Below are 24,631 nucleotides of genomic sequence, written 5' to 3' on the forward strand. Positions count from 1 at the left end.
TGATGTTCGGTAGGAAGAGCAGCAGCTACAAGAGGGCCGCCCGTGCTGAGAAGAAAGCCGCGAAGAAGGCCCAAAAGGCCTCCAAGAAGGTCTCTAGCAAGGCGGGCAAGGTCTCCGCGAAAGCGGATCGGGCCGGCAAGAAGGCCGACAAGCTCGCGAAGAAGGAGCCCGCCGGCTTCATCGGCACCCTCACCAACCCCAAGACCGCCAAGCGGGCCCTCGCCGTCGCGAAGATCGCCGGTCCGTCGATCAGCCCGCTGGCCCTGAAGGCCGCCACCTCGACACGGGGCTTCCTGGACGATCGCCGCGCGCTGAAGCTGGGCGTCACCGCCGACGAGGTCGCCGCCTACCGCGGCCCCACCGGGCCTGCCGGGGCTCGGATCGCCAGTCTGCGCACCGCCATCGACGATCTTCGGCGTCGACGGACCGCCGATCTGCAGGTCGTCCGGTTCTCCGATGTGGCCAAGGCCCGGCTCGCGGACCTCAACACGGCCGTCCAGACCGCCGCGTCCATGCCGGCCGCCCGCCGTCGCGGCACGCTGTCGGCCGTCGGCAAGGAGCTGAACCAGATCGAGTCCGACCTGATGACCTACCTGGTCGGCACCCCGGTGTGACGATCGGCTCGACCCTGGCGCCCCTTTCGGCAGGGTTCGGGCCACTGCCGCCCCTGTAACCTGAGCCCGTGTCCGGCCCGAAATCTTTGCGCTGGCGACTGCTGCGGTCGTCGTTCTTTGCGCTGGTCGCGACCTGGATCGCCGCGCTCGGGCACCTCGTCGGCGGCGGCACCGCGCCGGACCCGGCGATCCTGATCGTCGGAGCCCTCGTCATCGGATCGGTCGGCACTGGTCTCACCTTCCGGCAGCGGACGTGGCCGGCCATCTTCGGCGTGCTGGCGCTCTGCCAGCTGGCCTTCCACCTGTTGTTCAGCATCGACGTGCACGCCATGTCCGGCAGCCCGATGCCCACCATCGATCCTCTGCGCATGCTGGCCTTCCACGCGGTCGCTGCTGCACTGTCCGCCACCGTGCTCGCCCGGGGCGACTCCGCCATCTTCGCGCTCTTCCATGCCCTGACCAGGGCCGTTCTCCTCCTGCGACCGATCCTGACGGTCGACCGTCCGCCGCGCTGGACGGCGTCCTTCCCGGCCGCTCGTTCTTTCCCGGCAGGACCCCTGCTCTCGACCAGTCCGCGACGGGGCCCACCCGCCTTCTAGGCCCTCCGGCAGGACCCCTGCTCTCGACCAGTCCGCGACGGGGCCCACCCGCCTTCTAGGCCCTCCGGCAGGACCCATGCTCTCGACCAGTCCGCGACGGGGCCCACCCACCTTCTAGGCCCTCCGGCAGGACCCCTGCTCTCGACCAGTCCGCGACGGGGCCCACCCGGCTGGTGAACACTCCATCCCGGCGAAGATCCACGCCGGGTGCTCACCCCCTTTCGGCTCCCCTGCCGCGCCCGTCCGTCGACCACCGGTCCGACCACGACAGGTACGCCGGGCGCCGCACCCTGCCATCAGAAGGACCAATCCACCCATGTCTTCGAAACTGCGCGGCCGCATCCTGGCCGTCACCGCACTGGCCGCCCTCGGCCTGACGATCGGGGCCGGTGTGGCCTCCGCCCACGTCTCGGTCAACCCGAACACCGCGACCGCCGGCAGCTACCCCAAGCTGACCTTCCGGGTCCCGAACGAGTCGGCCAAGGCCGACACCGTCAAGGTGACGGTCAACTTCCCGCTCGACCACCCGCTCGCCTCCGTCTCGGTCAAGAAGGAACAGGGCTGGACGGCGGTCGCGACCACGACCAAGCTCAGCACTCCGATCTCCGACGACGACAACGCCAGCATCACCCAGGCGGTCAGCAGCATCACCTGGACCGCCGACGCATCCGGGCGGATCGCGCTCGGTCAGTTCGCCGAGTTCGATGTCTCCGTCGGCCCCATCCCGAAGGTCGCCTCGTTGTCCTTCGTCGCCGTCCAGACCTACAGCGACGGCAGCGTCGTCAAGTGGGACGAGCCGACCCCCGCGTCCGGACAGGAGCCAGAACGTCCGGCTCCGACGTTGACCGTCTCGGGCGAAGCCGCCGACGACCACCATGCGGCCACGTCCGCCGCTGCCGGCGCACCGAGCTCCGGGTCGGCCCCGACACGGGTCGCAACGGTCAGCGCCGCTGCGATCAGCACGGACGACTCCGCGGCCCGAACCCTGGGTGTCGCGGGCATCGTCGTCGGCGCGCTCGGCCTGCTCGTCGGGGCGGTGGCCCTCCGCAGCAGGAATAGGGTCACACCGTGAGAACAGTCGCGTCCCTGCTGGCCCGGGTGGCTGCCACGACCCTGATCGCGGTGGGCCTGTGGCTCGGACTGGCCGGATCCGCCTCGGCCCACGACGTCCTGGTGTCCAGCGATCCCGCTGACGGTTCGACCGTTGCAGTCGCTCCGACGGTGATCACCTTCACCTTCGACCAGCCGGTGCAGAACTTCGATCCGGTGGTGTCCCTGATCGGGCCCGACGGGAAGCAGTACGCCACCGGCACGCCCGCCATCAGCGGAAACGTGGTCACCGGCACGGTGGGAGCGGGGCCGGCCGGCGCCTATACGGCCGCCTACCGGATCGTCTCGGCCGACGGTCATCCGGTGACCGGCGAGGTCAGGTTCACCCTCGCCGGCGACGAAGGGGTTCCGTCCGGATCCGCGGTCGGGTCCCCTTCGGTGGGAGCACCGTCTCCGGCTGCCGATTCCCCTTCGACGGGGGAGTCGTCAGGCGTAGCGCCCGCTCCGGCCACCGAGGCATCGGCGGCCGCGCCGGTCGCGAGCTCGGGCGGGCTCTCGACCGGCCTGTGGATCGCGCTGGTCGTTGCGGCCCTGGTCGTGGCGGCGGCCGTCATCGTCCTGCTGCGTCGTCCGCGGACACGCTCTGCCAACAAGGACTACTAGCCGCTACCGGACGTCCCGGGACCACGATCGACAACGGCCTACCCGTCGACAACGGCCTACCCGTCGACAACGGCCTACCCGGCGGACGAGCTCGGTCCGCCGGGTGGGTCATCGGCCTGTCAGCAATCGAAAGCCGGCACACCCAGCCCTCGGAGTTCGGTGAGCAATGCCCCTCAGCCCATCACCAGGCAGGTGGTCGAGGCGGTGGCCAGTACCGCGCCTGACGGATCCCGCACGTCACCCTCGGCGAACGCCACCCGCCGGCCGGGCTTGGTGACCCAGCCGTGGGCGGTCAGCTCGATCCCGGCCCGTACCGGGCGCAGGTAGCTGACCTTGATCTCGATCGAGGTGTAGCCCACGCCGGCCGGCAGCGTCGAATGCACCGCGCAGGCTGCGACGGTGTCCAGCAGGGTGCAGACCAGCCCGCCGTGCACGACGCCGATCGGGTTGTAGACCGACTCGTCCGGCAGGCACTGGAAGACCACATCCCCGGGCCGTACGGACACTGGCCGCATCCCGACCAGGCTCGCGATCGGCGGCGGTGGATAGCGCCCCTCGAGCAGCGAGGTGAGAAATTCAAGACCGGTCATCCCCGGAGCCGCTGCGGCCAGGATCATCGGGTCGTACCAGGTCACGGTCTTGGATCGAGATCCGCCGAAGTGGGCGGGGTCGGGCTGGGCGGTCGCGGCGGAGACCTCTGGATCGCTCATGGCAACCCAGCCTAGTGCGGCCCGGTCAGACCTCTTCGAGCAGATCGAACTCGGCCCCGGTCAGGCCATTCGAGATGTCCCACAGCCAACTGGCGGCAATCGGGTCGGCCGCGACGGACGTCATAGACGCCAGATGCGGTCGGCCACGCAGCGAGAACGCCGGACCGATGTACGAGCCGCCGGCGATCGCCGGGTCGAGCGCCGCGCTGATCTGCGATCTCGCACCCGCCTGCGGGCTCGAGCCCAGCACCTGCGTTGCCTTGCGGGAGAACCAGACGATCGGGCCGGGCTTGTCGTCTCGTTCGACGAGCTCGGTGGCGGACCACCCTGGGTGCGCCATCACGGACGACACCGTCGACCCCGCGGCCCGCAGTCGGCGGTCCAGTTCGAGGCCGAACAGCAGAATGGCCAGCTTGGACTGGCCGTACGCGCCCATCGGCGAGTAGTTCCCCTGCTGGTTCAGGCTGCGGTCCAGCCGCGACGCCGATCGGTGCGCCATCGAGGACAGGGACACGACCCGTCCGGCCGGCGCGGCAGCCAGTGCGGGCAGCAGCTGCGCGGTCAGTGCGACATGACCGAGATGGTTGATCCCCATGTGCATCTCGAACCCGTCAGCGGTCCGCCCGCGCTCCGGGACCAGCATCACGCCGGCATTGTTGACGAGCACGTCGATCGGGCCCCGCTTGGCCTCGGCGCTCCCGAACTCCTCGACGGAGGCCAGGTCGGCGAGATCGACCTTCTCGACCCGGAGTTGTGCCTCCGGCGTCTCCGCGACGATCCGGGCAGCCGCCTGCTCGCCCTTGTCGACATTCCGCACAGCCAGCACCACCTCGGCGCCGGAGCGGGCGAAGGTCAGCGCGCTCTGGTACCCGAGCCCGGTGTTGGCCCCGGTGACCACCATCCGCCGTCCGGCGAGATTGCCGATACCGTCGGTCTTCCAACTGGACACGTGTGGCTCCTGGTCTGCACTGTCTGCCGCTGATGCGAGGACCTGCTCCCGGCGGGTTCCACTCTTTTCTACTCCCGGTCGGAGGACGTGATGGACGAGCACGTCGACGGGTGGCTGACCCTCGCCCGGAGCGCGGTTCCCCACCTGCTGCTCGAGCCGATCGAGTTGGTCGGCACCGGTTGGGACTCCTTGGTACTACGCGCCTGCGCCCAGGACGGCCGCCGATGGATCTTCCGGTTTCCGCGGCGTCCCGAACTGCTGCCCGATATCGAGCGTGAGCAGGATCTGCTGGCTCTGCTCGTGGGCCGACTGCCGGTGGACATCCCGGACTGGCAGATCCACCGGTTCGTGCCGACCGCATCTGGTCGGCAGTTCGTGGTCGGCTATCCGGAGTTGCCTGGCCGGCCGGCGGCGCAGGAACCGGATGACAGCGGCGAGGTCACCTTCGCACTGACCCTCCCGCCGCCGAGCGGCTACACCGACGGTCTCGGCGCTGCCCTGGCCGCGCTGCACGCCATGGACGGGCGCGAGTTCGCGAAGGTCCACGGTGGACCCTTCGCCGCCGACCTGCGGGCGCGCACGGCGGACCTGCTCGAGTCCGTAGGCACGGATCCGGGCGATGTCCCGGCGATCCTGCGCGAGTACTGGCGGGCCTGGATCCAGGACGACCGGCTGTGGGACTTCACCACCACGCTCTGCCACGGCGACCTGCACCCGGAACACACGATGATCGACGAGAACGGTGCGCTGACCGGCATCATCGACTGGACCGACTCCGAGATCGGTGATCCGGCAGTAGATTTCATCGGTACGCGGGCCGTGCTGGGACCGGAGTTCGGCGACGATCTGCTTGCCGCCTACCGACGGGCGGGCGGGCCGATCGGCACGCTGGCGGAGCGGATCGTCCGCTGGCAGTCGATCGGCCCGCTGCATGCGGCGCGCTTCGGCCGGAAGCACGGCCGGGTCGAGCTCGTCGAACGCGCCCTCCGCGAGATCGGCGATCGGGCCGACCGACTCGCCGCCGGCCGACCGCCCGTCTGACACGCGCGCGTCAAACGGTCGCGTATCAGACGGTCGCGTATCAGACTCCCGATCCAGCGCTTCAGACCTCCGATGGAGCACGGGTATCCACCGCCGCGTGTCGCAACAGCGCGACACAACACACGGCTGCTCCGACGAGTACTGCTGCACCCACCACCGACACGCCGTGCATGCCTGCGGTGAAGGCCTCTCGTGCGCCGAGAAGGACTGCTTCGCCTGCACTCCGGTCCAGGCTCGATGCGACAACACCGGCGTCGGCAAGGGTTTCGTGCGCCTGGCCGATGGCCCTGGCAGACAGTCCGCCCGGTAGCGCCAGGTGGGCACGGTAGATCGCCGCCCCGATGCTGCCCAGCACGGCGATCCCCAGGGCTCCACCGAATTCGCTGCCCGTCTCCAGGACAGCCGAGGCCGACCCAGCTCTCGCCGGATCCATTGCGCCCATGGCTATCTCGGTGACCAGTGTCATCACCACCACCAGACCGCCGGCCAGCAACCCGGCCCCGAGCAGGAGCAGCATCAGCGGCGAATGCGGTGTCACCGCGGTGATCAGTCCGAACCCGCCGGCCGCCACCAGGAATCCGCCTGCCATGACGGAGGCGCGGTCGAACCGCTGCCCCAGCACCGCTCCCACGGGAGCGGCGGCACCCACCAGCACCGACGGCGCGAGGCTCCACAGCGCGGCGACGAGCGGCGTCAAGCCGAGAACGGACTGCAGGAACTGCGTCATGAAGACGGCGTTGCCAACCAGCGCGAACATCGCGACGGTGTTCACCAGGATGGAGCCGCCGAACTGCCGGCCCCGGAACAGGCCGAGATCGAGCATCGGATCCGGGGTACGTCGCTGACGCACCAGAAACAGGGCGCCGACCGCCAGGCCGAAGACGATGCACCCCAACCACTTCCAGGAGAAACCCTGCGCGGCCCATTCCTTGATCCCGTAGATCGCCGGCAGGACGGTCAGCAACGAGAGCGCAGCGCTGGGGAGGTCGAACCGTCCGGGATGGGCGGATCGGTGCTCCGGCAACAGCATCGGTCCCAGAATCAGCAGGAGAAGCATCGCCGGTAGGTTGATCAGGAAGACCGAGCCCCACCAGAAGTGTTCCAGCAGAAGGCCGGACAGCACCGGACCGAGCGCGATACCGCCCGTCATCACCCCGGTCCAGAGGGCGATCGCCTTCGAGCGTTGCCCGGCGTCGTGGAACATGTTGCGGATCAGGCCGAGCGTGCTGGGCATCAGGGTCGCGCCGGCGATCCCCAGCACGGCCCTGGCCGCGATCAACATCGGCGCGCTCTGGGAATAGGCGGCGCCCAGTGACGCCAGGCTGAAGCCGATCGCGCCGATCAGGAGAAGTCTGCGCCGACCGATCCGGTCGCCGAGCGAACCCATCGTCAACAGCAGTCCGGCCAGGACGAAGCCGTAGACGTCGAAGATCCAGAGTTGCTGGGTGGCCGTCGGGGCCAGATCCCGACTGAGGAACGGGACGGCGAAGTACAGCACCGAGACGTCCATCGAGACCAGTAGCAGCGGTAGCGCCAGTACCGCGAACCCGATCCATTCCTTCCGGCCCGCTCGTTGTTCAACCGGCCCGGACACCGGTCCTGATGCCTGCGTGACCATGTTGCCTCCGATCTGTGTACGCCACACACTGTGGACGCTGTACGCAGACTCTAGGGCGATCCGAGTACGTTGTAAACAGTTAACTTCGCGGTCCCTCCGGGTTACCGTGACCCGGTCGCGATGCCGGGCAGCAACCGGTCGCCCGACTGCACAGCATTGCCGGACGGGAGAGGGCAGGTGAGGGCATGACGGAGGCGGCCGGCGACGCCGGGATCCCGCTCTACCTCAGGCTGCTCTGGCACGGCGAGGAGGCCGGGCGACCCGGGCCGAAACGCGGTGCCGACCTCACGACGATTGCCGATGCCGGCGTGAGAATCGCTGATAACGAAGGACTTTCAGCCGTCTCGATGCGCCGACTGGCCGCCGAGGTCGGGTTCACCACGATGGCGCTGTACCGCTACGTGCAGGCGAAGTCCGAGGTGACGGCACTGATCATGGACCGCGCCTACGGCCCGCCGGGAACACTCGACGCCGCCCCTGACTGGCGAGCGCAACTTGCCGCCTGGGCGGCCGCCAACCGGGCGATCATCACCGCTCACCCCTGGATCCTGGACATCCGTTTCACCGAACCACCCCTCGGACCCAATCAGATCGGTTGGATGGAGATCGGCCTGGCGGCCATGGTCGACACTCCACTGTCCGTGCAGGAGAAGCTCTCCGCACTCCTGCTCGTTGACGTCTACGTCCGAGGCCAGATGCAGCTGTCCCTGCAGCTCAGCGCCGGCGCCGCCGAGCCGGGCACCGGCAAGGTTGGCTCCGGCGAGGCAGGGTCCGGAGCCGGCTCGGGCGACGGCGGCGCACTCTGGGCCGAGCGACTGCTCGCGCTCATCCCGGAGAACGACCTGCCGCACCTCCACGAGGCCTTGCAGTCCGGAGCCCTGAGCGACGACGAGGACGACTTCGCGAACGACGAGTTCGCCTTCGGCCTGCAGAGCGTGCTGGACGGCATCGAGGCCCGCGTGCAGCGCCGCCTCGCACGTTCTGCGGACGGCTGAGGTCCCGGCCGCTGATCAATTCAGCGCCCGCGGGGCCCCATTTCCGATCGAGCGGGGATCAAAAGTCCGCTTCGTGTCCGATTTGTCGGACTTATGCTCCCCGCAACTCGGGCGGGCAGGGCGCAACTCGGGCGGGCAGGGCGCAACTCGGGCGGGCAGGGCGCAACTCGGGCGGGCAGGGCGCAACTCGGGCGGGCAGGGCGCAACTCGGCGGCCGGGGGTCGCGAGCAGAGAGCTAGTGGCGTTCCTGCATCGGCATGACGACCTCGCGGACGATGAGCTGCACCGCGGCGGCGACGGGGACGGCGAGGACGGCGCCGGTCACCCCGAGGAGCCCACCACCCACCAGCAGCGCCACCACGACAGCGCCGGTGGAGATGTCGACCTGCCGGCGCATCACCCGCGGGTAGAGCCAGTACGCCTCGAACAGGTGCTGGGTGAGGTAGAAGGCGGCCGCGACGATGCCGATCGTCAGGGACTGGGTGAACCCGAGCAACGTCATCGAGATGCCGACGGTGATCGGTCCGATCACCGGGACGAAGTCGAGCACCGCAGCCCCGAGCGCGATCGCCCAGGGGTAGGGCAGGCCGACGATCGCCGCGAAGACTCCGGCCACCAGCCCGGCCTGCAGCGCGACGATGGTGGCGCCGCCCAGGTAGCCGCCCATCTGCTTGAGGATCTTGTCGCCCAGATCCGAGACGCGGACCCGCTTGGTGGCCGGGGCCAATCGATAGGCCGCCGACTTGATCTTGGGGAAGCCGGCCAGGAAGAAGAGCGTGAGCACCAGGACGACGAACAGGTCGGCAGCAACCGAGGCCACCGTCACGCTCGCCGTGAGGATACTGCCCGCCGCACCGGTCCCGATGGTCTGGATGAAGTTGGAGTTCTTGATCGCATTCAGAAACCCGAACTTCTCGTTCAGGCTGTTGATCGTGTCGTTGTGCTGGAGGTTGTTGATCAGGGTGGGAACCGACTGCACGAAGGTGGACAACTCCGTCACGATCGGCGGGACGATCGCATAGATGGCACCCCCGAGCGCGGCGACCAGCCCGAGGAACACGATGGCCACCGCCCATCCGCGTCGCATCCCACGGCGGACCAGCGCGCCGACCGCCGGGTCGAGCCCGATGGCCAGCAGCAGCGCCACCGCGATGACGATCAGCGTCCCGCGCAACGTGTCCAGGGACAGATAGGTGACGTAGGCCAGCAGCAACCCGAGCCCGGCGAAGAAGCCGACGCGGAACGGGTGCAGCGGCGCGGCATCCGGCTTGCGGCGCTCGTTCGCGACCATCTCGTCGGCCGCCCGGCGGCTGGCCTCGGCCGCAGCCTCGGCCGCCTGGACGGCGCGGGTCGTCCGTTCGGCCATCACCCGGTTGGTCAGCGTCGACAGCGTCGCACCGAGGCCGGCCCGTCGACGTCGCTGGATGACGGCCTGCTTGGCAATCGGGTCCCCCGCAGCGGCAGCGGCGTCCTCGGCGGCCTCCTGCGCGCTGAGCCCGTGCTCGGCCTCCTCGAGTTCCCGCAGGGCGGCGTCCAGGGCCTGGCTGAGTGCGGCGTTCGTTGCGAGGAGCGCGTCGCGGGACGCCTCCGCCGGTGAATCATCCGGGAAGGACTGGTCGGGTCGATCTCCCGGCGCAGGTGTCAGCCCCGTCATCCGCCGGCACCGACCAGATCGGACTCCTGCGGGTGCCGGGAGAGCCACACCGGGATGTAGGGGCAGCTGGGGACGATCTTGCGCCCAGCCGCCCGCGCATCGTCGAAAACACGCTGGACCAGCGTCGATGCCACCCCGGTGCCGCGAAACCTCGGGTCGGAATAGGTGTGCACGATGTCCCAGATGCCCGGTCGGTCGACGTAGTCGAGCACCACAGCCTCTTCTCCTTCGACGCACAACCGGAATCTGCAGCCGGCGGCCAGGTGCTCGATCGTGACAGCTGGGTTGGCAGTCGTCACAGCTGGAGTACCAGGGACGTCACCGATTTCGGCCATGCAGCGATGGTGGCACAGCCGGAGAGGGGTTCGGACGTGATCCGCGTGGTTACCCCGTCCTTCAATTTTCAAGCATGTCGGTGCGGGTCCGTAGACTTCCCCCGATCAGTCCCCTCGAGCTGCCCGGAGTATTCATGTTCAAGCGTCGCCCCCTGGCCATCGTCTTCGCTCTTGCCGCGGTGATCGCCCTGACGGCGTCGGCCTGTGGCTCGTCCAGTACCACGGCGGCCGCGAGCTCGACCAGCCCGTCGTCGGCCGCTCCGGTGGCGAGCACCGGCTCGTCGGCCGCCGTGTCATCCAGCGCCCCCGCCTCCGGCGCAGCGACGTCGGCTACCTCCTCGGCATCAGGCTCCGCCCCCGCATCGACCGACCTGACCGGGTGCACGCCTGATGCGTTGAAGACCAAGACCGGCGGCAAGCTCACCGTCGCGACGGACAACCCCGCGTACGAGCCATGGTTCTCCGGCAACACCCCGGCCAACGGCAAGGGCTTCGAGTCCGCCGTCGCCTACGCGGTGGCGACCAAGCTGGGCTACGCCAAGGCCGACGTCATCTGGACGAAGGAGTCGTTCAACGCGGCCGTCTCGCCGGCCCCGAAGGACTTCGACTTCGACATCAACGAGTTCACCATCACCGCGGACCGCGCCAAGGCCGTCGACTTCTCGACCGGCTACTACGACGTCACCCAGGCCGTCGTGACGACCAAGGGTTCCGCCATCGCATCGGCCAAGAGCATCGCCGACCTCAAGGGCGCCAAGCTCGGAGCGCAGATCGGCACCACCAGCCTGACGGCGCTGAACACCCTGATCGCCCCGAGCACCAAGGCGACGATCTTCCAGACCAACGACACCGCCGTGGCCCAGCTGAAGAATGGCCAGGTGGACGGCATCGTGGTGGACACCCCGACGGCGTTCTACATGGCATCCGCCCAGCTGGACAACGGCGTGATCGTCGGGCAACTGCCCGCCGGCAGCGGCACCCCGGACCAGTTCGGGCTGCTGCTGGACAAGGGCTCGTCGTTGACCTCCTGCGCGAGCAAGGCCGTCGATGCGCTCCGCGCCGATAGCACTCTGGCGAAGTTGCAGACCACCTGGCTCGCGAACGCCGGCGCCCCCGTCCTCAAGTAGCCGGCCCCCCACCATTCGGCGAACTGCCGAACCGACCATCACCGAAGACCGCAGGCAAAGGTGAACACACCGACCTCCACGACGACTGCCTCCGGCGACCGCTGGACCCCGTCCGAGATCCAGCTGCAACGCCTGGCCTACCGCCGGTCGCGCAACCGCCGGTCGACGCTGATCGCCGGCAGTTCGACCGTCGTCCTGGTGCTCGTGGTCGGGTGGGCGATCGTGCACACCCAGGGCTGGCCGCGGTTCCGGGCCTCGTTCCTGGACGTGAAATATGGCCGCGAGGTCTTCGTCGGCATCCTGAAGGGGCTGTGGCTCAACGTCCGCCTGATGGTGGTCTGCGAGGTCATCATCCTGATCCTCGCCATGCTTCTCGCGCTCGCCCGCTCACTGCGCGGACCTGTCTTCTTCCCGATCCGCGCGGCGGCCACCATCTACACGGACGTCTTCCGCGGCCTACCGCTGCTGCTGGTGCTCTACCTGCTCGGGTTCGGCGTTCCGGCACTGCGGATCAGCTGGCTGCCCAGCAACTCCCTGGTCTGGGGCGCTGTCGGCCTGATCCTCACGTACACCGCCTACAACGCCGAGGTGATGCGGGCCGGGATCGAATCGGTGCACCCGTCGCAGCGGGCGGCGGCCCGGTCGCTCGGCCTGTCGCACGGCAAGACCATGCGGCACGTGGTGGTGCCCCAGGCGTTCCGCCGGGTGATGCCGCCGCTACTGAACGACCTCGTCTCGCTGCAGAAGGACACTGCCCTGATCGCGGCCCTGGGCACCCCGTACTACGACGCAGTGCTGCAGGCCCAGATCGAAGCGCAGACGACCTACAACTACACGCCGTACGTCATCGCCGGTCTGCTGTTCCTCGCACTGACCATCCCGATGACGAGGTTCACCGACTGGATCGCCCGGAAGCAGGGCTGGACGACGGCAGGGGCCACGGTATGACGGACCTGCGCAAACCTGTCGCGGGTGAGCCTGGCTGGCGCCGGCCGGACCTTGGGCCGCCGGCCACCGATCTGCTGGAGATCGAACATCTGCGCAAGTGCTACGGCGAGCAAGTCATCCTGAGCGATCTCTCGCTGACGGTGCCGCAGCACCGCTGCGTGGTGCTGATCGGCGCCTCGGGTTCCGGCAAGTCCACCTTGCTCCGCTGCCTCAACCTGCTCGAGACGGTCGACGACGGCGTCATCCGGTTGGACGGCGTGGACATCACCGATCCTCGGGTCAGGGCGGACCGGATCCGGACGCAGGTGGGCATCGTCTTCCAGTCGTTCAACCTCTTCCCCCACATGAACGTGCTGGACAACGTCACGCTGGCGTCCCGCGTGGTGCATCAGATCCCGCGCCCGCAGGCGGAGGCGAGCGCGATGGAGATGCTCGAGCGGGTCGGTCTGGCCGACAAGGCCAGGGCCCGGCCGGACAACCTGTCCGGCGGCCAGCAGCAGCGGGCGGCGATCGCCCGGGCCCTGGTGAACAGGCCGGTGCTGATGCTGTTCGACGAGGTCACGAGCGCTCTTGATCCGGAGCTGGTCGGCGAGGTGCTCGGGCTGCTCACCGAGCTCAAGGCCGAGGGCATGACGATGCTGGTGGCGACGCACGAGATGGGGTTCGCCCGTCAGGTCGCCGACCAGGTGGTCTTCCTGGCCGATGGCGGCGTGGCCGAGGCCGGACCGCCGGAGCAGGTGCTGGCCGACCCCGTCGACCCGCGGACGCAACGGTTCCTGCGACGGATCATCGATGCGGGACGGCTGTAACCGCCTGTCCTGCAACCTGTCCCGGCTGGCAGCCGCTCAGCCGGCAGCCGCTCAGCCGGCACGAACTCAGCCGGCACGAGCTCAGCGCTCGCCGGCCACGTCGAGCACGTCGTCCGGCCGCGGGGCGGCCAGGTTGGAAGCGGCTGTGCCCGCCAGGATCTCGAACCCGCTGATCGACCACATCGGCTGGATCCCCGACATCTGACGGGGGCCGGCGGACTTCGTCCGGTACATCGCACGATCGGCACGCCCGATGAGTTCCATCGGGCTGGTGGTCGTCGCGGTCGAGGTGGCCACGCCGATCGACGCCGAGATCGACACCTCCTCCAGACCGACCGTCACCGGGCCGCTGACCGCCGCCACCAGATCCTCGACCAACTGACGGACACTCCGGCCCACGTATCCCGGCCCCAGCACCACCACGAACTCGTCGCCGCCGTAGCGGGCCACCAAGGCCGGCGGCCGCAGCGCCGCGCCCAGTCGCCGGGCGACCGTGATCAGCACCTCGTCGCCGACCGGATGACCGTAGGTGTCGTTCACCGCCTTGAAACCGTCCAGGTCCAGCACCAGGACGGTGACGTCGGCGCGCTGGGGCGAGGCGAGCATGCTCGTCAGGCTGGACAGGAGGGCGGAGCGGTTGGCCAGGCCGGTCAGCGGGTCGGTCCGCGCCTTGCGGATGGTGCGGTTCATCGAGCCCTCGACCTGGTGCACCCCGAGGATCCCGGCGGCCAGCATCGGCAGCATCGCCGGCGCGACGAGGGCGATCTCGGCATACAGCGGGGAGAACAGCAGGCTGGTGGCGAAGACCATCACGCGTCTGGAGTACCGACCGGTCTCGGATCGGGCCGAGGCCAACCCGAGCCGGACCGAGGCGTTCACCAGCATGACGCCGTTGGCCACCAGCATCACCACGGCGATGACGACGCCCAGCACCAGCGTCTGCCACGGAAGCAGAGCAGCTTCGGACCCGACGGACGGTCCGGTGCCCTGCAGTTCCCCCCGCAGGAGGACGAAGACCGCCGCCGCCAACAGGCCCTGCAGACCGAACATCGACGAGTTCAGACCGGTCCGCCACCATCGGCTGCCCGGCTTGCGCATGTTCGACAACGCCCCGCTGACCGGGAACAGGAGCGCGGCCCACGGACCGTAGGCCAGGATCGCCGCCAGCGAGAGACCGGCCGACCAGATGAAGGTCCGGTGCTCCCGGACATCGGCCAGCCAGGGCACCATCGGGTAGAGGTCCGCGAAGACGACGAGGCCGGCCAGAGCGAGGAATCCCGGCGTCGTCAGCAGTTGCCCGATACCAGGGGCACGGTCGAGGAAGGCCAGCGCGACGATGCCGGCGATCTGCACCGACCACATCGACCAGAAGGTCATCCGGAAGCTTCCGGGAGCGCTGCGCAGCGGGAGCGAGAAAACGTTGTTCTGCCGTTGCACCTCTGCCCCCACCCCTTCCCATCAGCCTATTTCGTCCAAGAGTAGCGAGGAGAGGCCCGTTCGTCCTGATTTTCACCCGATCACCCCGCCGTCCACCCGACCGTAGGTCCGACCAGGTGTGGCGCCGGCCGGATGGGCGGTGGCACAGTGCTGGATAGCAGTGCAGAAGGAGTAACGAAGGGGCCCGGTCGTGTTTAGCTTTGCGAACCAGAACACCGGCCCTGACACCGTGACGTGGAGGTTGTGCCATGGCTGATACCGACGTACTCGTCATCGGGGCGGGGTTGTCCGGGCTGGTCGCAGCCGCCGAGGCCGCCGATGCCGGCCGGCGGGTGACCATCCTGGACCAGGAGCCGGCCGCCTCGATCGGCGGGCAGGCCTGGTGGTCGTTCGGCGGACTGTTCCTGGTGGACAGCCCCGAACAACGCCACCTCGGCATCAGGGACTCCGCCGAACTCGCCCTGTCGGACTGGATGGGCTCGGCCGGTTTCGACCGTCCCGAGGACCACTGGCCCCGCGAGTGGGCGAAGGCCTACGTGGACTTCGCCGCCGGGGAGAAGCGGTCCTGGCTCAAGGCGCAGGGCATCACCCTGTTCCCGATCGTCCAGTGGGCCGAGCGCGGCGGCTACCAGGTGGGCGGTCACGGCAATTCCGTGCCGCGATTCCACATCACCTGGGGGACGGGGCCCGGCGTGCTCGTCCCGTTCGTCCGGCGGGTGGTGGAGCACGTCCGCACCGGGCGCATCACGCTGTTGTTCCGCCACCGGGTCACCCAGTTGACCACCTTCGGCCGCCGGGTCACCGGCGTGGCCGGCGAGATCCTGGTTCCTTCGCCGGTGGGCCGCGGCGAGGAGTCCTCGCGTCGGGTGGCCGGCGAATTCATGCTGTCGGCCGGGGCCGTGATCGTGACGTCCGGCGGCATCGGCGGCAACCACGATCTGGTCCGGGAGAACTGGCCCACCGGTTTCGGCGCCCCGCCGACCGACATGATCGCCGGCGTGCCGGCCTCCACCGACGGCCTGATGCTCGGGGTAGCCGAGAAGGCCGGCGGCCGGTTGATCAACGGCGACCGGATGTGGCACTACCCCGAGGGCATCATCAACCACTCGCCCGTCTGGCCGCTGCACGGCATCCGCATCCTCTCCGGTCCGAGCCCGCTGTGGCTGGACGCCAACGGGCACCGGCTGCCCACTCCGCTGTTCCCCGGCTTCGACGCCCTCGGCACCGTCCGGCACATCACCTCGACCGGCCACCCGTACTCCTGGTTCCTGACGAGCATGCGCACCATCGGTCCCGAGATCGGCCTGTCCGGCTCCGAGCAGAACGGCGATCTGACGGGCCGGTCGGTGAAGAAGCTGCTGCGCGAACGCGCCGGCGGCAAGATCGGGCCGTCCGTCCAGGCCTTCCTGGACCGCGGCGTCGACTTCCTGACCGCAGACACCGTGCCCGACCTCGTCGGAAAGATGAACGCCCTCACCGGGAACGAGCTGATCGACGCCGACGAGCTGCACCGCACCATTGCACTGCGGGACGGCCAGGTTCGCACCGGCCTCGGCAAGGACCCGCAGGTGGTGGCGACCGCAGGGGCGCGTCGCTACTTCGGCGACCGCCGCATGCGCACCGTCGAACCGCACGAGATCCTCGATCCGGCAGCGGGTCCGCTGGTCGCGGTGCGGCTGCACATCCTGACCCGCAAGTCGCTCGGTGGCCTCGAGACCGATCTGTCGTCCGCAGTTCTCGGCAACGACGGCGCCGGTCCGATCCCCGGTCTGTACGCGTCCGGCGAGGCGGCCGGGTTCGGTGGGGGCGGCGTCCACGGCTACCGCGCCCTGGAGGGCACGTTCCTGGGCGGGTGCCTGTTCAGCGGCCGGACGGCGGGCCGCGCGGCGGCGAAATCGATCTGACGGCCACGCGCTTCCGTCAGGCAATCCAGAGGGCACTGGCCAGGGCCGGCCCGAGTTGGTGGGTGCGCCCGTCGTCGGTCCGGATGACGTACGGGCCCTCGAACGGGAGCCGGTCGAGCACCTCGATGTGCTGACCGAGGCTGATGCCCACGTCGGTGAGATGGCGCAGCACCGCCGGGTCCTGGTCGTCGACGCGCGCCAGCTGCCCGCCGCCACCGGACTCCAGCGTCGACAGGCGATGGGCATCGACGGTCGGCAGCGTTCCGTCCGGCCCCGGGATCGGATCGCCGTGCGGGTCGAACCGGGGTCGACCGAGCGCGACGTCGATGCGCTCCACCAGACGTTCGGTCATGGTGTGCTCGAGCAGTTCCGCCTCCTCGTGCACCTCGTCCCAGCTGTAGCCGAGCTGCGCCACCAGAAACATCTCGACCAGCCGGTGCCGCCGGACCACCGCCAGGGCGGCGGCGAGCCCCACCGCGGTGAGGCTCACGCCGGCGTACGGGCGGTGATCGACGAGGCCCTGGGTGGCCAGCCGGCGCAGCATCCCCGACACCGATGACGCCGAAAGTCCCAGCCGCTCCGCGACGGCCGAGGTGGTGACGGCCTCGAAATCGGGTTCGCTTCGCTCGCCCAACGAGAAGATCGCCTTGAGGTAGTCCTCCACGATCTGCGATCGCGTCGCGGCCTCCTCCATGTTCTGAAGATTAGTCAACTTGATCGCTGACGTACCAATTTGAGACGGCCCCGGCTTCGAACGAGACGTAGAACTATGTTTCACTTCTGCAACACTGTGTTTCGTACGTCCGAACTTTGTGGTCGAGCCACCTCATGGGAGCGCCTGTTGAGCACGACGAAATCCTCGTTCACACCGGTCGACGGGGCCGGCCTCAGCGCACTCGGCCAGTTGCAGTCCAAAGGCCGCTTCCGCGGCCGGATCGCGCTGTTCGGTCCGGCGTTCGTGGCCGCCGTCGCGTACATCGACCCCGGCAACTTCGCCACCAACTTCAGTGCCGGCGCGAAGTACGGCTACCTCCTGGTGTGGGTGATCGTGCTGGCCAACGCGATGGCCATGCTCGTGCAGTACCTCTCCGCGAAGGTTGGCGTCGTCACCGGCAAGGACCTGCCGGAACTCTGCCGTGAGCACTTCCGGCGTCCGGTCACCCGCGGCCTCTGGGTGCAGGCTGAACTGGTCGCGATGGCCACCGACCTCGCCGAATTCGTCGGTGCGGCGGTCGGGCTCAATCTGCTCTTCGGCATCCCGCTGCTGCCCGCCGGTCTGATCACGGCAGTGGTGGCGTTCGCCATCCTCGCCCTGGAACAACGCGGTTTCCGGCGGTTCGAACTGGCCATCCTGGCCCTGCTGGCGCTGGTCTTCATCGGATTCATCTACGACCTCATCGTGGTCCGCGGGGCGGTTCCCGAGGCGATCTCGGGCCTCGTCCCGAAGTTCGAAGGCCCGGACAGCGTGGTGCTGGCGGCCGGGATCATCGGCGCGACCGTCATGCCGCACGTGGTCTACCTGCACTCCGCACTGACCAAGAACCGGGTGCCGACCACCGATGACGGCGAGCGCCGGACGCTGCTGAAGTTCGCCCGCCTCGACGTCTACGTCGGGCTCGGCCTGGCCGGCGTGATCAACCTGAGCATGCTGCTGATCGCGGCCAAGCTGTTCCACTCCACCGGCCGGACGGACGTCGACTCCATCGAGGCGGCCCACGCCGGGCTCGGTCAGTACGTCGGCGGCGCGGCCGCCCTGGCGTTCGCCGTCGCCCTGCTGGCGTCCGGACTGTCCTCCTCGAGCGTCGGCACCTACGCCGGACAGGTAGTGATGCAGGGGTTCATCCGCAAGCGGATTCCGCTGTTCCTGCGGCGCGGGCTGACCATGCTGCCGGCCCTTGTCGTACTGGCCCTCGGTCTGCCGACCACCGACAGCCTGGTGATCTCCCAGGTCTTCCTGTCGTTCGGCATCCCGTTCGCGCTGATCCCGCTGGTCCTGCTCACGAGGCGCCGCGATGTGATGGGCAACTTCGTCAACCGCCGGGCCACGACGGTGGTGGCCACCGTCATCGTCGGACTGATCGTCTGTCTGAACATCTACCTGCTCTGGTACACCTTCGCCCGCTGACCGGACCCGGCCCGACGCCTGGAAGAGCGCCCCCCGTCGACCCGGTGGTCACCCGGCGGGGGCAGGATGGTTTCCATGAGCTCACACCCCATCAGGATCGGCGTCCAACTGCAGCCCCAGCACGCCGACTACGCCCAGATCCGCGATGCCGTCCTCCGCGCCGAGGACAAGGGCGTCGACGTCATCTTCAACTGGGACCACTTCTATCCCCTATCCGGCGACCCCGACGGCAAGCACTTCGAGTGCTGGACGATGCTGGCCGCCTGGGCCGAGCAGACCGAGCGCGTGGAGATCGGTGCGCTGGTCACCTGCGGCGGCTACCGCAACCCGGATCTGCTGGCCGACATGTCGCGGACCGTCGATCACATCTCCGGCGGGCGGCTGATCCTGGGAATCGGCAGCGGCTGGTTCGAGAAGGACTACGACAACTACGGCTACGACTTCACGACGGCCGGCAAGCGTCTCGACCTGCTCGGCGAGTACCTGCCGCGGATCAAGTCGCGGTTCGGCGAGCTGAACCCGGCGCCGACCAGGGACATCCCGGTGCTGATCGGTGGCGGCGGCGAGAAGAAGACGCTCCGCTACGTGGCGGAGTACGCGAACATCTGGCACGTCTTCGGCGACCTCGAGGCCCTGACCCGGAAGTCGGCCATCCTGGACGGCCACTGCGAGACCGTCGGTCGTGACGCCGGCCTGATCGAGCGTTCGACGGCCCTGCCCGGTAGCCCGGAGGACGGCGACGCCGAGGCGTTGGCCGATCTGGGGTTCACCCTGTTCACCGTCGGCATCTCGGGTCCTGACTACGACCTGACCCAGTTGGACGCCTGGTTGACCTGGCGGGATCAGCGGAACGGGTGATTCGACCGCTCGGTCGGCCAGAGGATCTTCCCACCGAAGAGCGATAACGCTCTGCGGCCGGGCCATCCGCAGCTGCTCGGGCGTCGTTCACCAAGCTGCTGCCGTTCCGTCACCAAAGCGTCACATCACACTTCGGTGTCGGACACAACATCGTGGTCGCCGGCTCCGTATAACAGAGGTGAGGCAAGAGAGCCGTCGGGGCGCAGTACCTGTTGTTCAGCGTTGATCCTCTGACGTGCGACAACAGATTCTGTGCGCGGATCAGCGTGATGCGGAGCCACTCCTGGACTCACATGTATGTGCGTATCCGGCAAAACCACAGATGGGGCCACAGCGTGCTTCCCGCGGCCAGAAGTTACCTCGACATGTTCGACGACGAAGAGACCCTCCTCGCGGACGTGGAGCACCCAGCCCACGGCGCCATCCGGGTCCCCGACGGACGCGCGCTGGCCTGGTCGGAGTACGGCAGCGCCCGTGGTGTGCCCTGCATCCTCATTCCCGACGCCGGCTCGTCGCGGCTGGCTCCGGCCTGGCTGCTGCACGATTCGGCCCTGCCGTCGGCCGTCCGTCTGCTGGCCCTTGACCGGCCCGGCACCGGCGCATCCGACCCGATCGGACTCGGCGGTCGGGAGGATCCGGCCGAAGATCTCCGCCGCCTGGTCGACACTCTCGCCGTCGGCCGGGTCGCCGTCATCGGGATCGGGCAGGGCGTCGACGACGTCTTCGCGTTCGCCACCAGGTACCCGCGTCTGGTGGCCTCGGTCAGCGGTGTCTCCGCCCGCCTGTCCGAGCCGGCCCCGGCCCGCCGCAGCATCCTGCGCCCGTTCGCCGATCGGGCCCAACGCCCGGTCGGTGGATTGCTCGGGTCCTGGCTGGCGGCCACCGCCCCCGCCGCCGACCTGACGCGCGAATCCACCTGGGCCAAGGCACTTCCCAGGATGACGGCCGCCGCCGCTGCCGCTCTGGGCGACCGGTGGCAGGAGACCGACTTCCGTGCCGCGTTGGCCACCGACGCCGAACAGACGCAGAAGGCGTGGGGCACCGTCACCCGGCCGGCCGAGCCTGGCGGCTGGAGCCGCGACCTGACGACCGACGGCGTTCCCGTCCACCTCTGGCACGGTCAGAACGAGGGCACGACCAGCGTCTCCGAGATCCGCTCCCTGGTCGGTGCCCGTCCCGGCTGGGAGGTCACCGGCGTGACCGGCCCGACCGCCGTTCTCGGCGTCTGGCCGCAGATCCTCTCCAGCGCCGCCAGCTCGTTCACCAACAACGCCTCCGCCGCCTGACCCCCGCGTCGCTGTTCCGCCCGGACAAGGTCGGGCACCGCGCTTATCAACTTCCACCGCGCTCATGATCGGGTCGATTCGCGTCCCTCCGGTCCCAAATCGGCCAGGTTCGTGAGCGCCGTCGAAGTTGATAAGCGCGACGGGCCCTAGCGGTAGGTGACGGCGCGGTCGGGGAGGGCGTTGGCGCTGATCAGCGCCGCGTACCAGTGGGCGGAGTCCTTCCAGGTCCGCTCGAGCGTGTCGAAGTCGACGCGGACGATGCCGAAGCGTCGGTCGTAGCCGAACGACCACTCGAAGTTGTCCAGCAGCGACCACACGAAGTAGCCCCGCACGTCGACGCCCTTGTCGATCGCAGCACCGACGGCGTCCAGGTGCCGGTAGAGGTAGTCGACCCGGTCGGCGTCGTGGATGTGCCCGTCGGAGGCGACCTCGTCGTAGAAGGCGGCACCGTTCTCGGTGATCATCAGGGGCATGTCGGGATAGCGGCCGCCGACCTTCACCAGTAGTTCGGTGAACGCGTCGGGATCGATGTTCCACCCCATCGCCGTGTACGGACCGGGCTGCGGTAGGAACTCGACGTCATCGGCCCCGACCCACGGACTGGCGGCCGCGTTCCCGTGCCCGTCGGCCTGCTGACGTTCGCCGACACCGCTGTACTTCCGCGCGCGACTGGAGGAGTAGTAGTTGACGCCGAGCACGCTGAGCGGCACGTTGATCAGCTGGAGATCGCCGTCCTGCACGAATGCCCAGTCGGTGATGCCGGCCGTGTCGGCCAGCAGCGACGCCGGGTACTTGCCCTCCAGCATCGGCTGCAGGAAGGCCTCGTTCCCCAGGTTGTCGATGCGCCGGACGGCATCGAGGTCGTCCGCAGATGTCGGGTCGTCCGGCCGTGTGACGTGCAGGTTCAGGGTGACCGACAGCTTCGCGTCCTCGCCGAGCACGGAGCGGATCGCGCGTCCGGCGAGCCCGTGGGCCAGGTTGAGGTGGTGGACGGCGGCCAGAGCAGCGGCCCCGTCGGTCCGGCCCGGGGCGTGCACGCCTGACGCGTAACCCAGATAGGCCGCACACCATGGCTCGTTCAGCGTGGTCCACACCGAGATGCGGTTGCCCAGTTCGCGGGCCATCTGCTCGGCGTAGGCAGCGAATTTGATCGCGGTCCGGCGGTTCGCCCAGCCGCCCTCGTCCTCGAGCTCCTGCGGCAGGTCCCAGTGGTAGAGCGTCGCCACCGGCTGGACGCCGGCCTCGATCAGCGCGTCGACCAGATTCGAGTAGAACGCGATACCCTCGGCGTTGAACTCCCCCGAGCCGCCGGGCTGCACCCGTGGCCAGGAGATGGAGAACCGGTAGGCGTGCAGACCGAGGTTCTTGATGTGCCCGACGTCCTCCGCCCAGCGGTGGTAGTGATCGTCGGCGACATCGCCGGTGTCGCCATTCATCACCCGCCCCGGGGTATGGCTGTACGTGTCCCAGATCGACGGACCGCGGCCGCCTTCCCGGGCTGCGCCCTCGATCTGGTAGGACGCGGTGGCCGAGCCCCACAGGAAGCCGTCGGGGAAGTCGCGCGTGCTGGTCATCTGGCGGGTCCTGTCATGGGTGGGCGGTGGGGGTGTCGAGCGCCGGGAGGACGAGCCTATCGGTGATCACGACCCGGCTTCCCGCACGTCGCCCCGCCGGGGCCAGCTCGCCGGGACGATAGGGTCAACGCGTGTCCAAAGTCCTCACTTCACTGCCGGTCGGCGAGCGCGTCGGCATCGCCTTCTCCGGTGGCCTCGATACCTCTGTCGCCGTGGCCTGGATGCGCTCGAAGGGCGCCATCCCGTGCACGTACACGGCGGACATCGGTCAGTACGACGAACCCGACCTGACGAGCGTGCCGGTCCGCGCGCAGGAGTACGGCGCGGAGATCTCCCGCGTGGTGGACTGCCGGGCAGCGCTGGTCGAGGAGGGGCTGGTCGCGCTCGCCTGCGGCGCCTTCCACATCCGGACCGGCGGGTCGACCTACTTCAACACCACCCCGCTGGGGCGCGCGGTCACCGGGACGCTGCTGGTCCGCGCGATGCACGAGGACGGCGTCGACATCTGGGGCGACGGCTCGACCTACAAGGGAAACGACATCGAGCGGTTCTACCGCTACGGCCTGCTGGCCAATCCCCGCCTGCGGATCTACAAGCCGTGGCTGGACGAGGCGTTCGTCAACGAGCTCGGCGGCCGCAAGGAGATGAGCGAGTGGTTGCTCGCCCAGGGCCTGCCCTACCGCGACAGCGTCGAGAAGGCGTACTCCACCGACGCCAACATCTGGGGCGCAACCCACGAGGCCAAGAAGCTCGAATTCCTGGACACCTCGATCGAGATCGTCGAGCCCATCATGGGTGTCGCGCACTGGGACCAGTCCGTCCGGATCGACGCGGAGGACGTCACCATTGCCTTCCGGCAGGGCCGGCCCGTCGCGATCAACGGTGTCGCCTTCCCCGACGCGGTGGCGCTGGTGCACGAGTCCAACACCATCGGCGGTCGTCACGGGCTCGGCATGTCCGACCAGATCGAGAACCGCATCATCGAGGCGAAGTCGCGGGGTATCTACGAGGCCCCCGGGATGGCGCTGCTGTTCATCGCCTACGAACGGCTGATCAACGGCATTCACAACGAGGACACCCTGGCGAGCTATCACAACGACGGCCGCCGTCTCGGCCGGTTGCTCTACGAAGGCCGCTGGCTGGATCCGCAGTCGCTGATGCTTCGAGAGTCGTTGCAGCGCTGGGTCGGTAATGCGGTCACCGGCGAGGTGACGCTGAGACTCCGCCGTGGGAACGACTACTCGATACTGAGCACCTCCGGCCCGAACTTCAGCTACCACCCGGAAAAGCTCTCGATGGAGCGCACCGAGGACGCCGCGTTCGGCCCGACCGACCGCATCGGCCAGCTGACGATGCGCAACCTGGACATCGCCGACTCCCGCGCGAAACTCGAGCTGTACGCCTCGCTCGGTCAGCTGGATGCCGAGCAGACGCTCGTCGGCAAGCTCGAAGCCGGCGAGTCGGCGGCGATCGCGAATCTGCTGACCCCACCCGACGGCGCCGTCGATGACGCGAACGAGCGTTCCAGCATGGACCTCGGCACCGACTGACCCTGCTGTCAGTCGGACGTCAGCGAGTTCGCCGTCAGGGTCACCAGCAGTGGCGTTGACACCGAAACCTGTTCCTCACCAACACCTTCGGCGATCAACTCGTAGGTGTCACCGACCAGCGAATAGACCTGGATCGACGGCACCGACGGGTCGACGATCCAGTACTGACCGATGCCACCCTCTGCATAACGGGAGAACTTCAACATCCGGTCGATGCGCGCCGTGCTCGGCGACAGCACCTCGACCACCAGCGCCGGCGTGCCGGTGATGTTCTTCGGCCCGATCGCATCCTTGGGCACCACCAGCACGTCCGGCTCGAGCGAGGTCCGGCGGTCCGGCTGCCAGTCCAGCGGCGCGATGAACACCTCCATGGCCGGCGGGCAGACTGTATTGAAGGCGATCGCCAACCGGAGCACGACGCGCTGGTGCACCGTCACGGGGGACGGGCTCACCTGCAGGATCCCGTCGATGATCTCGTACCGCAACCCGTTGTCGGGCAACGTCTCCAGGTCGTCGACGGTCCACTCGCCGTCGACATGATCGGGCCAGCGACCTGGAACCACTGGTGCCACCATGGCTTCCATGGTCCCCCCTTCCTGCTGAGCACACCAGCAGGATGCCTGACGAACCTCGTTCAGCGACGGGGTTGTCCACACGCCACTCGGCCGACGACTCGCTCCCGGAACCACGCCACGGTGCCGGCGATCCCCTGCACGTGCTTGATCAGACCACCGGTGCACAGGGTGCTCGCTGTCGGGGATGACGCGGCCATCTAGAAGCGAACT

At 68.8% G+C, this 24,631-nt stretch carries 23 protein-coding genes; 14 read left to right on the plus strand and 9 right to left on the minus strand.

What is annotated here, in order from left to right; all coding sequences use genetic code 11:
* Window positions 1–2 precede the first annotated feature (2 nt).
* The 4 genes from ABIB25_RS24750 to ABIB25_RS24765 all read left to right on the plus strand — a co-directional run bounded on the left by ABIB25_RS24750 (window position 3) and on the right by ABIB25_RS24765 (window position 2,926).
* Entirely contained in the window at window positions 3–614 is a 612-nt protein-coding gene (locus ABIB25_RS24750; RefSeq protein ID WP_354531198.1) for a DUF6474 family protein, read from the plus strand.
* 68 nt (window positions 615–682) lie between these two features.
* On the plus strand, window positions 683–1,213 hold the full coding sequence (locus ABIB25_RS24755) for a hypothetical protein (RefSeq protein WP_354531199.1): 531 nt from the start codon (window positions 683–685) through the stop codon (window positions 1,211–1,213).
* A gap of 316 nt (window positions 1,214–1,529) precedes the next feature.
* A complete protein-coding gene (locus tag ABIB25_RS24760; protein WP_354531200.1) occupies window positions 1,530–2,285 on the plus strand; it encodes a YcnI family copper-binding membrane protein in 756 nt (251 codons plus the stop codon).
* Window positions 2,282–2,926 (plus strand): copper resistance CopC family protein, encoded by a 645-nt coding sequence (locus ABIB25_RS24765; RefSeq protein WP_354531201.1) that lies wholly within the window; start codon window positions 2,282–2,284, stop codon window positions 2,924–2,926. Before ABIB25_RS24760 ends, ABIB25_RS24765 begins: the two co-directional genes overlap by 4 nt.
* A 173-nt stretch (window positions 2,927–3,099) precedes the next feature.
* Here ABIB25_RS24765 and ABIB25_RS24770 read toward each other — a convergent pair whose 3' ends face one another.
* On the minus strand, window positions 3,100–3,636 hold the full coding sequence (locus ABIB25_RS24770) for a PaaI family thioesterase (RefSeq protein ID WP_354531202.1): 537 nt from the start codon (window positions 3,634–3,636) through the stop codon (window positions 3,100–3,102).
* Between the two features lie 25 nt (window positions 3,637–3,661).
* Entirely contained in the window at window positions 3,662–4,585 is a 924-nt protein-coding gene (locus ABIB25_RS24775; RefSeq protein WP_354531203.1) for an oxidoreductase, read from the minus strand.
* A gap of 90 nt (window positions 4,586–4,675) precedes the next feature.
* Between ABIB25_RS24775 and ABIB25_RS24780 the strand changes: the two genes are divergently transcribed.
* The gene (locus ABIB25_RS24780; protein ID WP_354531204.1) at window positions 4,676–5,626 is read left to right on the plus strand and encodes a phosphotransferase; all 951 of its coding nucleotides are present in this window, start codon (window positions 4,676–4,678) and stop codon (window positions 5,624–5,626) included.
* Window positions 5,627–5,687: 61 nt separating this feature from the next.
* Here ABIB25_RS24780 and ABIB25_RS24785 read toward each other — a convergent pair whose 3' ends face one another.
* A complete protein-coding gene (locus tag ABIB25_RS24785; protein ID WP_354531205.1) occupies window positions 5,688–7,244 on the minus strand; it encodes an MFS transporter in 1,557 nt (518 codons plus the stop codon).
* Window positions 7,245–7,429: 185 nt separating this feature from the next.
* On the opposite strand from ABIB25_RS24785, the gene ABIB25_RS24790 reads away from it, so the two are divergent.
* A complete protein-coding gene (locus tag ABIB25_RS24790; protein WP_354531206.1) occupies window positions 7,430–8,239 on the plus strand; it encodes a TetR/AcrR family transcriptional regulator in 810 nt (269 codons plus the stop codon).
* 235 nt (window positions 8,240–8,474) lie between these two features.
* Here ABIB25_RS24790 and ABIB25_RS24795 read toward each other — a convergent pair whose 3' ends face one another.
* Window positions 8,475–9,893, minus strand: coding sequence for an AI-2E family transporter (locus tag ABIB25_RS24795; RefSeq protein ID WP_354531207.1), 1,419 nt, complete (start codon window positions 9,891–9,893; stop codon window positions 8,475–8,477).
* On the minus strand, window positions 9,890–10,228 hold the full coding sequence (locus ABIB25_RS24800) for a GNAT family N-acetyltransferase (RefSeq protein WP_354531208.1): 339 nt from the start codon (window positions 10,226–10,228) through the stop codon (window positions 9,890–9,892). The genes ABIB25_RS24795 and ABIB25_RS24800 overlap by 4 nt, the downstream gene beginning before the upstream one ends.
* Window positions 10,229–10,362: 134 nt before the next feature.
* Here ABIB25_RS24800 and ABIB25_RS24805 point away from each other — a divergent pair, with 134 nt between their 5' ends.
* The 3 genes from ABIB25_RS24805 to ABIB25_RS24815 are packed head-to-tail and all read left to right on the plus strand — an operon-like array spanning window position 10,363 to window position 13,112.
* Entirely contained in the window at window positions 10,363–11,355 is a 993-nt protein-coding gene (locus ABIB25_RS24805; protein ID WP_354531209.1) for an ABC transporter substrate-binding protein, read from the plus strand.
* Window positions 11,356–11,415: 60 nt separating this feature from the next.
* Window positions 11,416–12,303: an amino acid ABC transporter permease gene (locus ABIB25_RS24810; RefSeq protein ID WP_354531210.1), complete on the plus strand. Its 888-nt coding sequence runs from the start codon at window positions 11,416–11,418 to the stop codon at window positions 12,301–12,303.
* Window positions 12,300–13,112 (plus strand): amino acid ABC transporter ATP-binding protein, encoded by an 813-nt coding sequence (locus ABIB25_RS24815; RefSeq protein WP_502919897.1) that lies wholly within the window; start codon window positions 12,300–12,302, stop codon window positions 13,110–13,112. Before ABIB25_RS24810 ends, ABIB25_RS24815 begins: the two co-directional genes overlap by 4 nt.
* 81 nt (window positions 13,113–13,193) lie before the next feature.
* Here the strand turns inward: ABIB25_RS24815 and ABIB25_RS24820 are convergent, their stop codons facing one another.
* Window positions 13,194–14,549: a GGDEF domain-containing protein gene (locus ABIB25_RS24820; RefSeq protein ID WP_354531211.1), complete on the minus strand. Its 1,356-nt coding sequence runs from the start codon at window positions 14,547–14,549 to the stop codon at window positions 13,194–13,196.
* 248 nt (window positions 14,550–14,797) lie between these two features.
* On the opposite strand from ABIB25_RS24820, the gene ABIB25_RS24825 reads away from it, so the two are divergent.
* Window positions 14,798–16,453, plus strand: a complete 1,656-nt coding sequence (locus tag ABIB25_RS24825; protein WP_354531212.1) for an FAD-binding dehydrogenase — start codon at window positions 14,798–14,800, stop codon at window positions 16,451–16,453.
* Between the two features lie 16 nt (window positions 16,454–16,469).
* On the opposite strand, the gene ABIB25_RS24830 is transcribed toward ABIB25_RS24825, so the two are convergent.
* On the minus strand, window positions 16,470–17,147 hold the full coding sequence (locus ABIB25_RS24830; protein ID WP_354531213.1) for a metal-dependent transcriptional regulator: 678 nt from the start codon (window positions 17,145–17,147) through the stop codon (window positions 16,470–16,472).
* Between the two features lie 147 nt (window positions 17,148–17,294).
* Between ABIB25_RS24830 and ABIB25_RS24835 the strand changes: the two genes are divergently transcribed.
* The 3 genes from ABIB25_RS24835 to ABIB25_RS24845 all read left to right on the plus strand — a co-directional run bounded on the left by ABIB25_RS24835 (window position 17,295) and on the right by ABIB25_RS24845 (window position 20,722).
* Entirely contained in the window at window positions 17,295–18,578 is a 1,284-nt protein-coding gene (locus ABIB25_RS24835; protein WP_502919898.1) for an Nramp family divalent metal transporter, read from the plus strand.
* Window positions 18,579–18,653: 75 nt separating this feature from the next.
* Window positions 18,654–19,436, plus strand: coding sequence for an LLM class F420-dependent oxidoreductase (locus ABIB25_RS24840; RefSeq protein ID WP_354531214.1), 783 nt, complete (start codon window positions 18,654–18,656; stop codon window positions 19,434–19,436).
* A gap of 365 nt (window positions 19,437–19,801) precedes the next feature.
* Complete coding sequence (locus tag ABIB25_RS24845) at window positions 19,802–20,722, plus strand: alpha/beta fold hydrolase (RefSeq protein WP_354531215.1); 921 nt, start codon at window positions 19,802–19,804, stop codon at window positions 20,720–20,722.
* Window positions 20,723–20,868: 146 nt separating this feature from the next.
* Here the strand turns inward: ABIB25_RS24845 and ABIB25_RS24850 are convergent, their stop codons facing one another.
* The gene (locus ABIB25_RS24850) at window positions 20,869–22,296 is read right to left on the minus strand and encodes a GH1 family beta-glucosidase (RefSeq protein WP_354531216.1); all 1,428 of its coding nucleotides are present in this window, start codon (window positions 22,294–22,296) and stop codon (window positions 20,869–20,871) included.
* Between the two features lie 131 nt (window positions 22,297–22,427).
* Here ABIB25_RS24850 and argG point away from each other — a divergent pair, with 131 nt between their 5' ends.
* The gene (argG, locus tag ABIB25_RS24855) at window positions 22,428–23,846 is read left to right on the plus strand and encodes an argininosuccinate synthase (RefSeq protein WP_354531217.1); all 1,419 of its coding nucleotides are present in this window, start codon (window positions 22,428–22,430) and stop codon (window positions 23,844–23,846) included.
* Between the two features lie 8 nt (window positions 23,847–23,854).
* Here the strand turns inward: argG and ABIB25_RS24860 are convergent, their stop codons facing one another.
* Window positions 23,855–24,421, minus strand: coding sequence for a Uma2 family endonuclease (locus tag ABIB25_RS24860; RefSeq protein ID WP_354531218.1), 567 nt, complete (start codon window positions 24,419–24,421; stop codon window positions 23,855–23,857).
* Window positions 24,422–24,631 lie beyond the last annotated feature (210 nt).

Origin of the sequence: Nakamurella sp. UYEF19, from assembly GCF_040546275.1 — a bacterium.
GTDB lineage: Bacteria > Actinomycetota > Actinomycetes > Mycobacteriales > Nakamurellaceae > Nakamurella.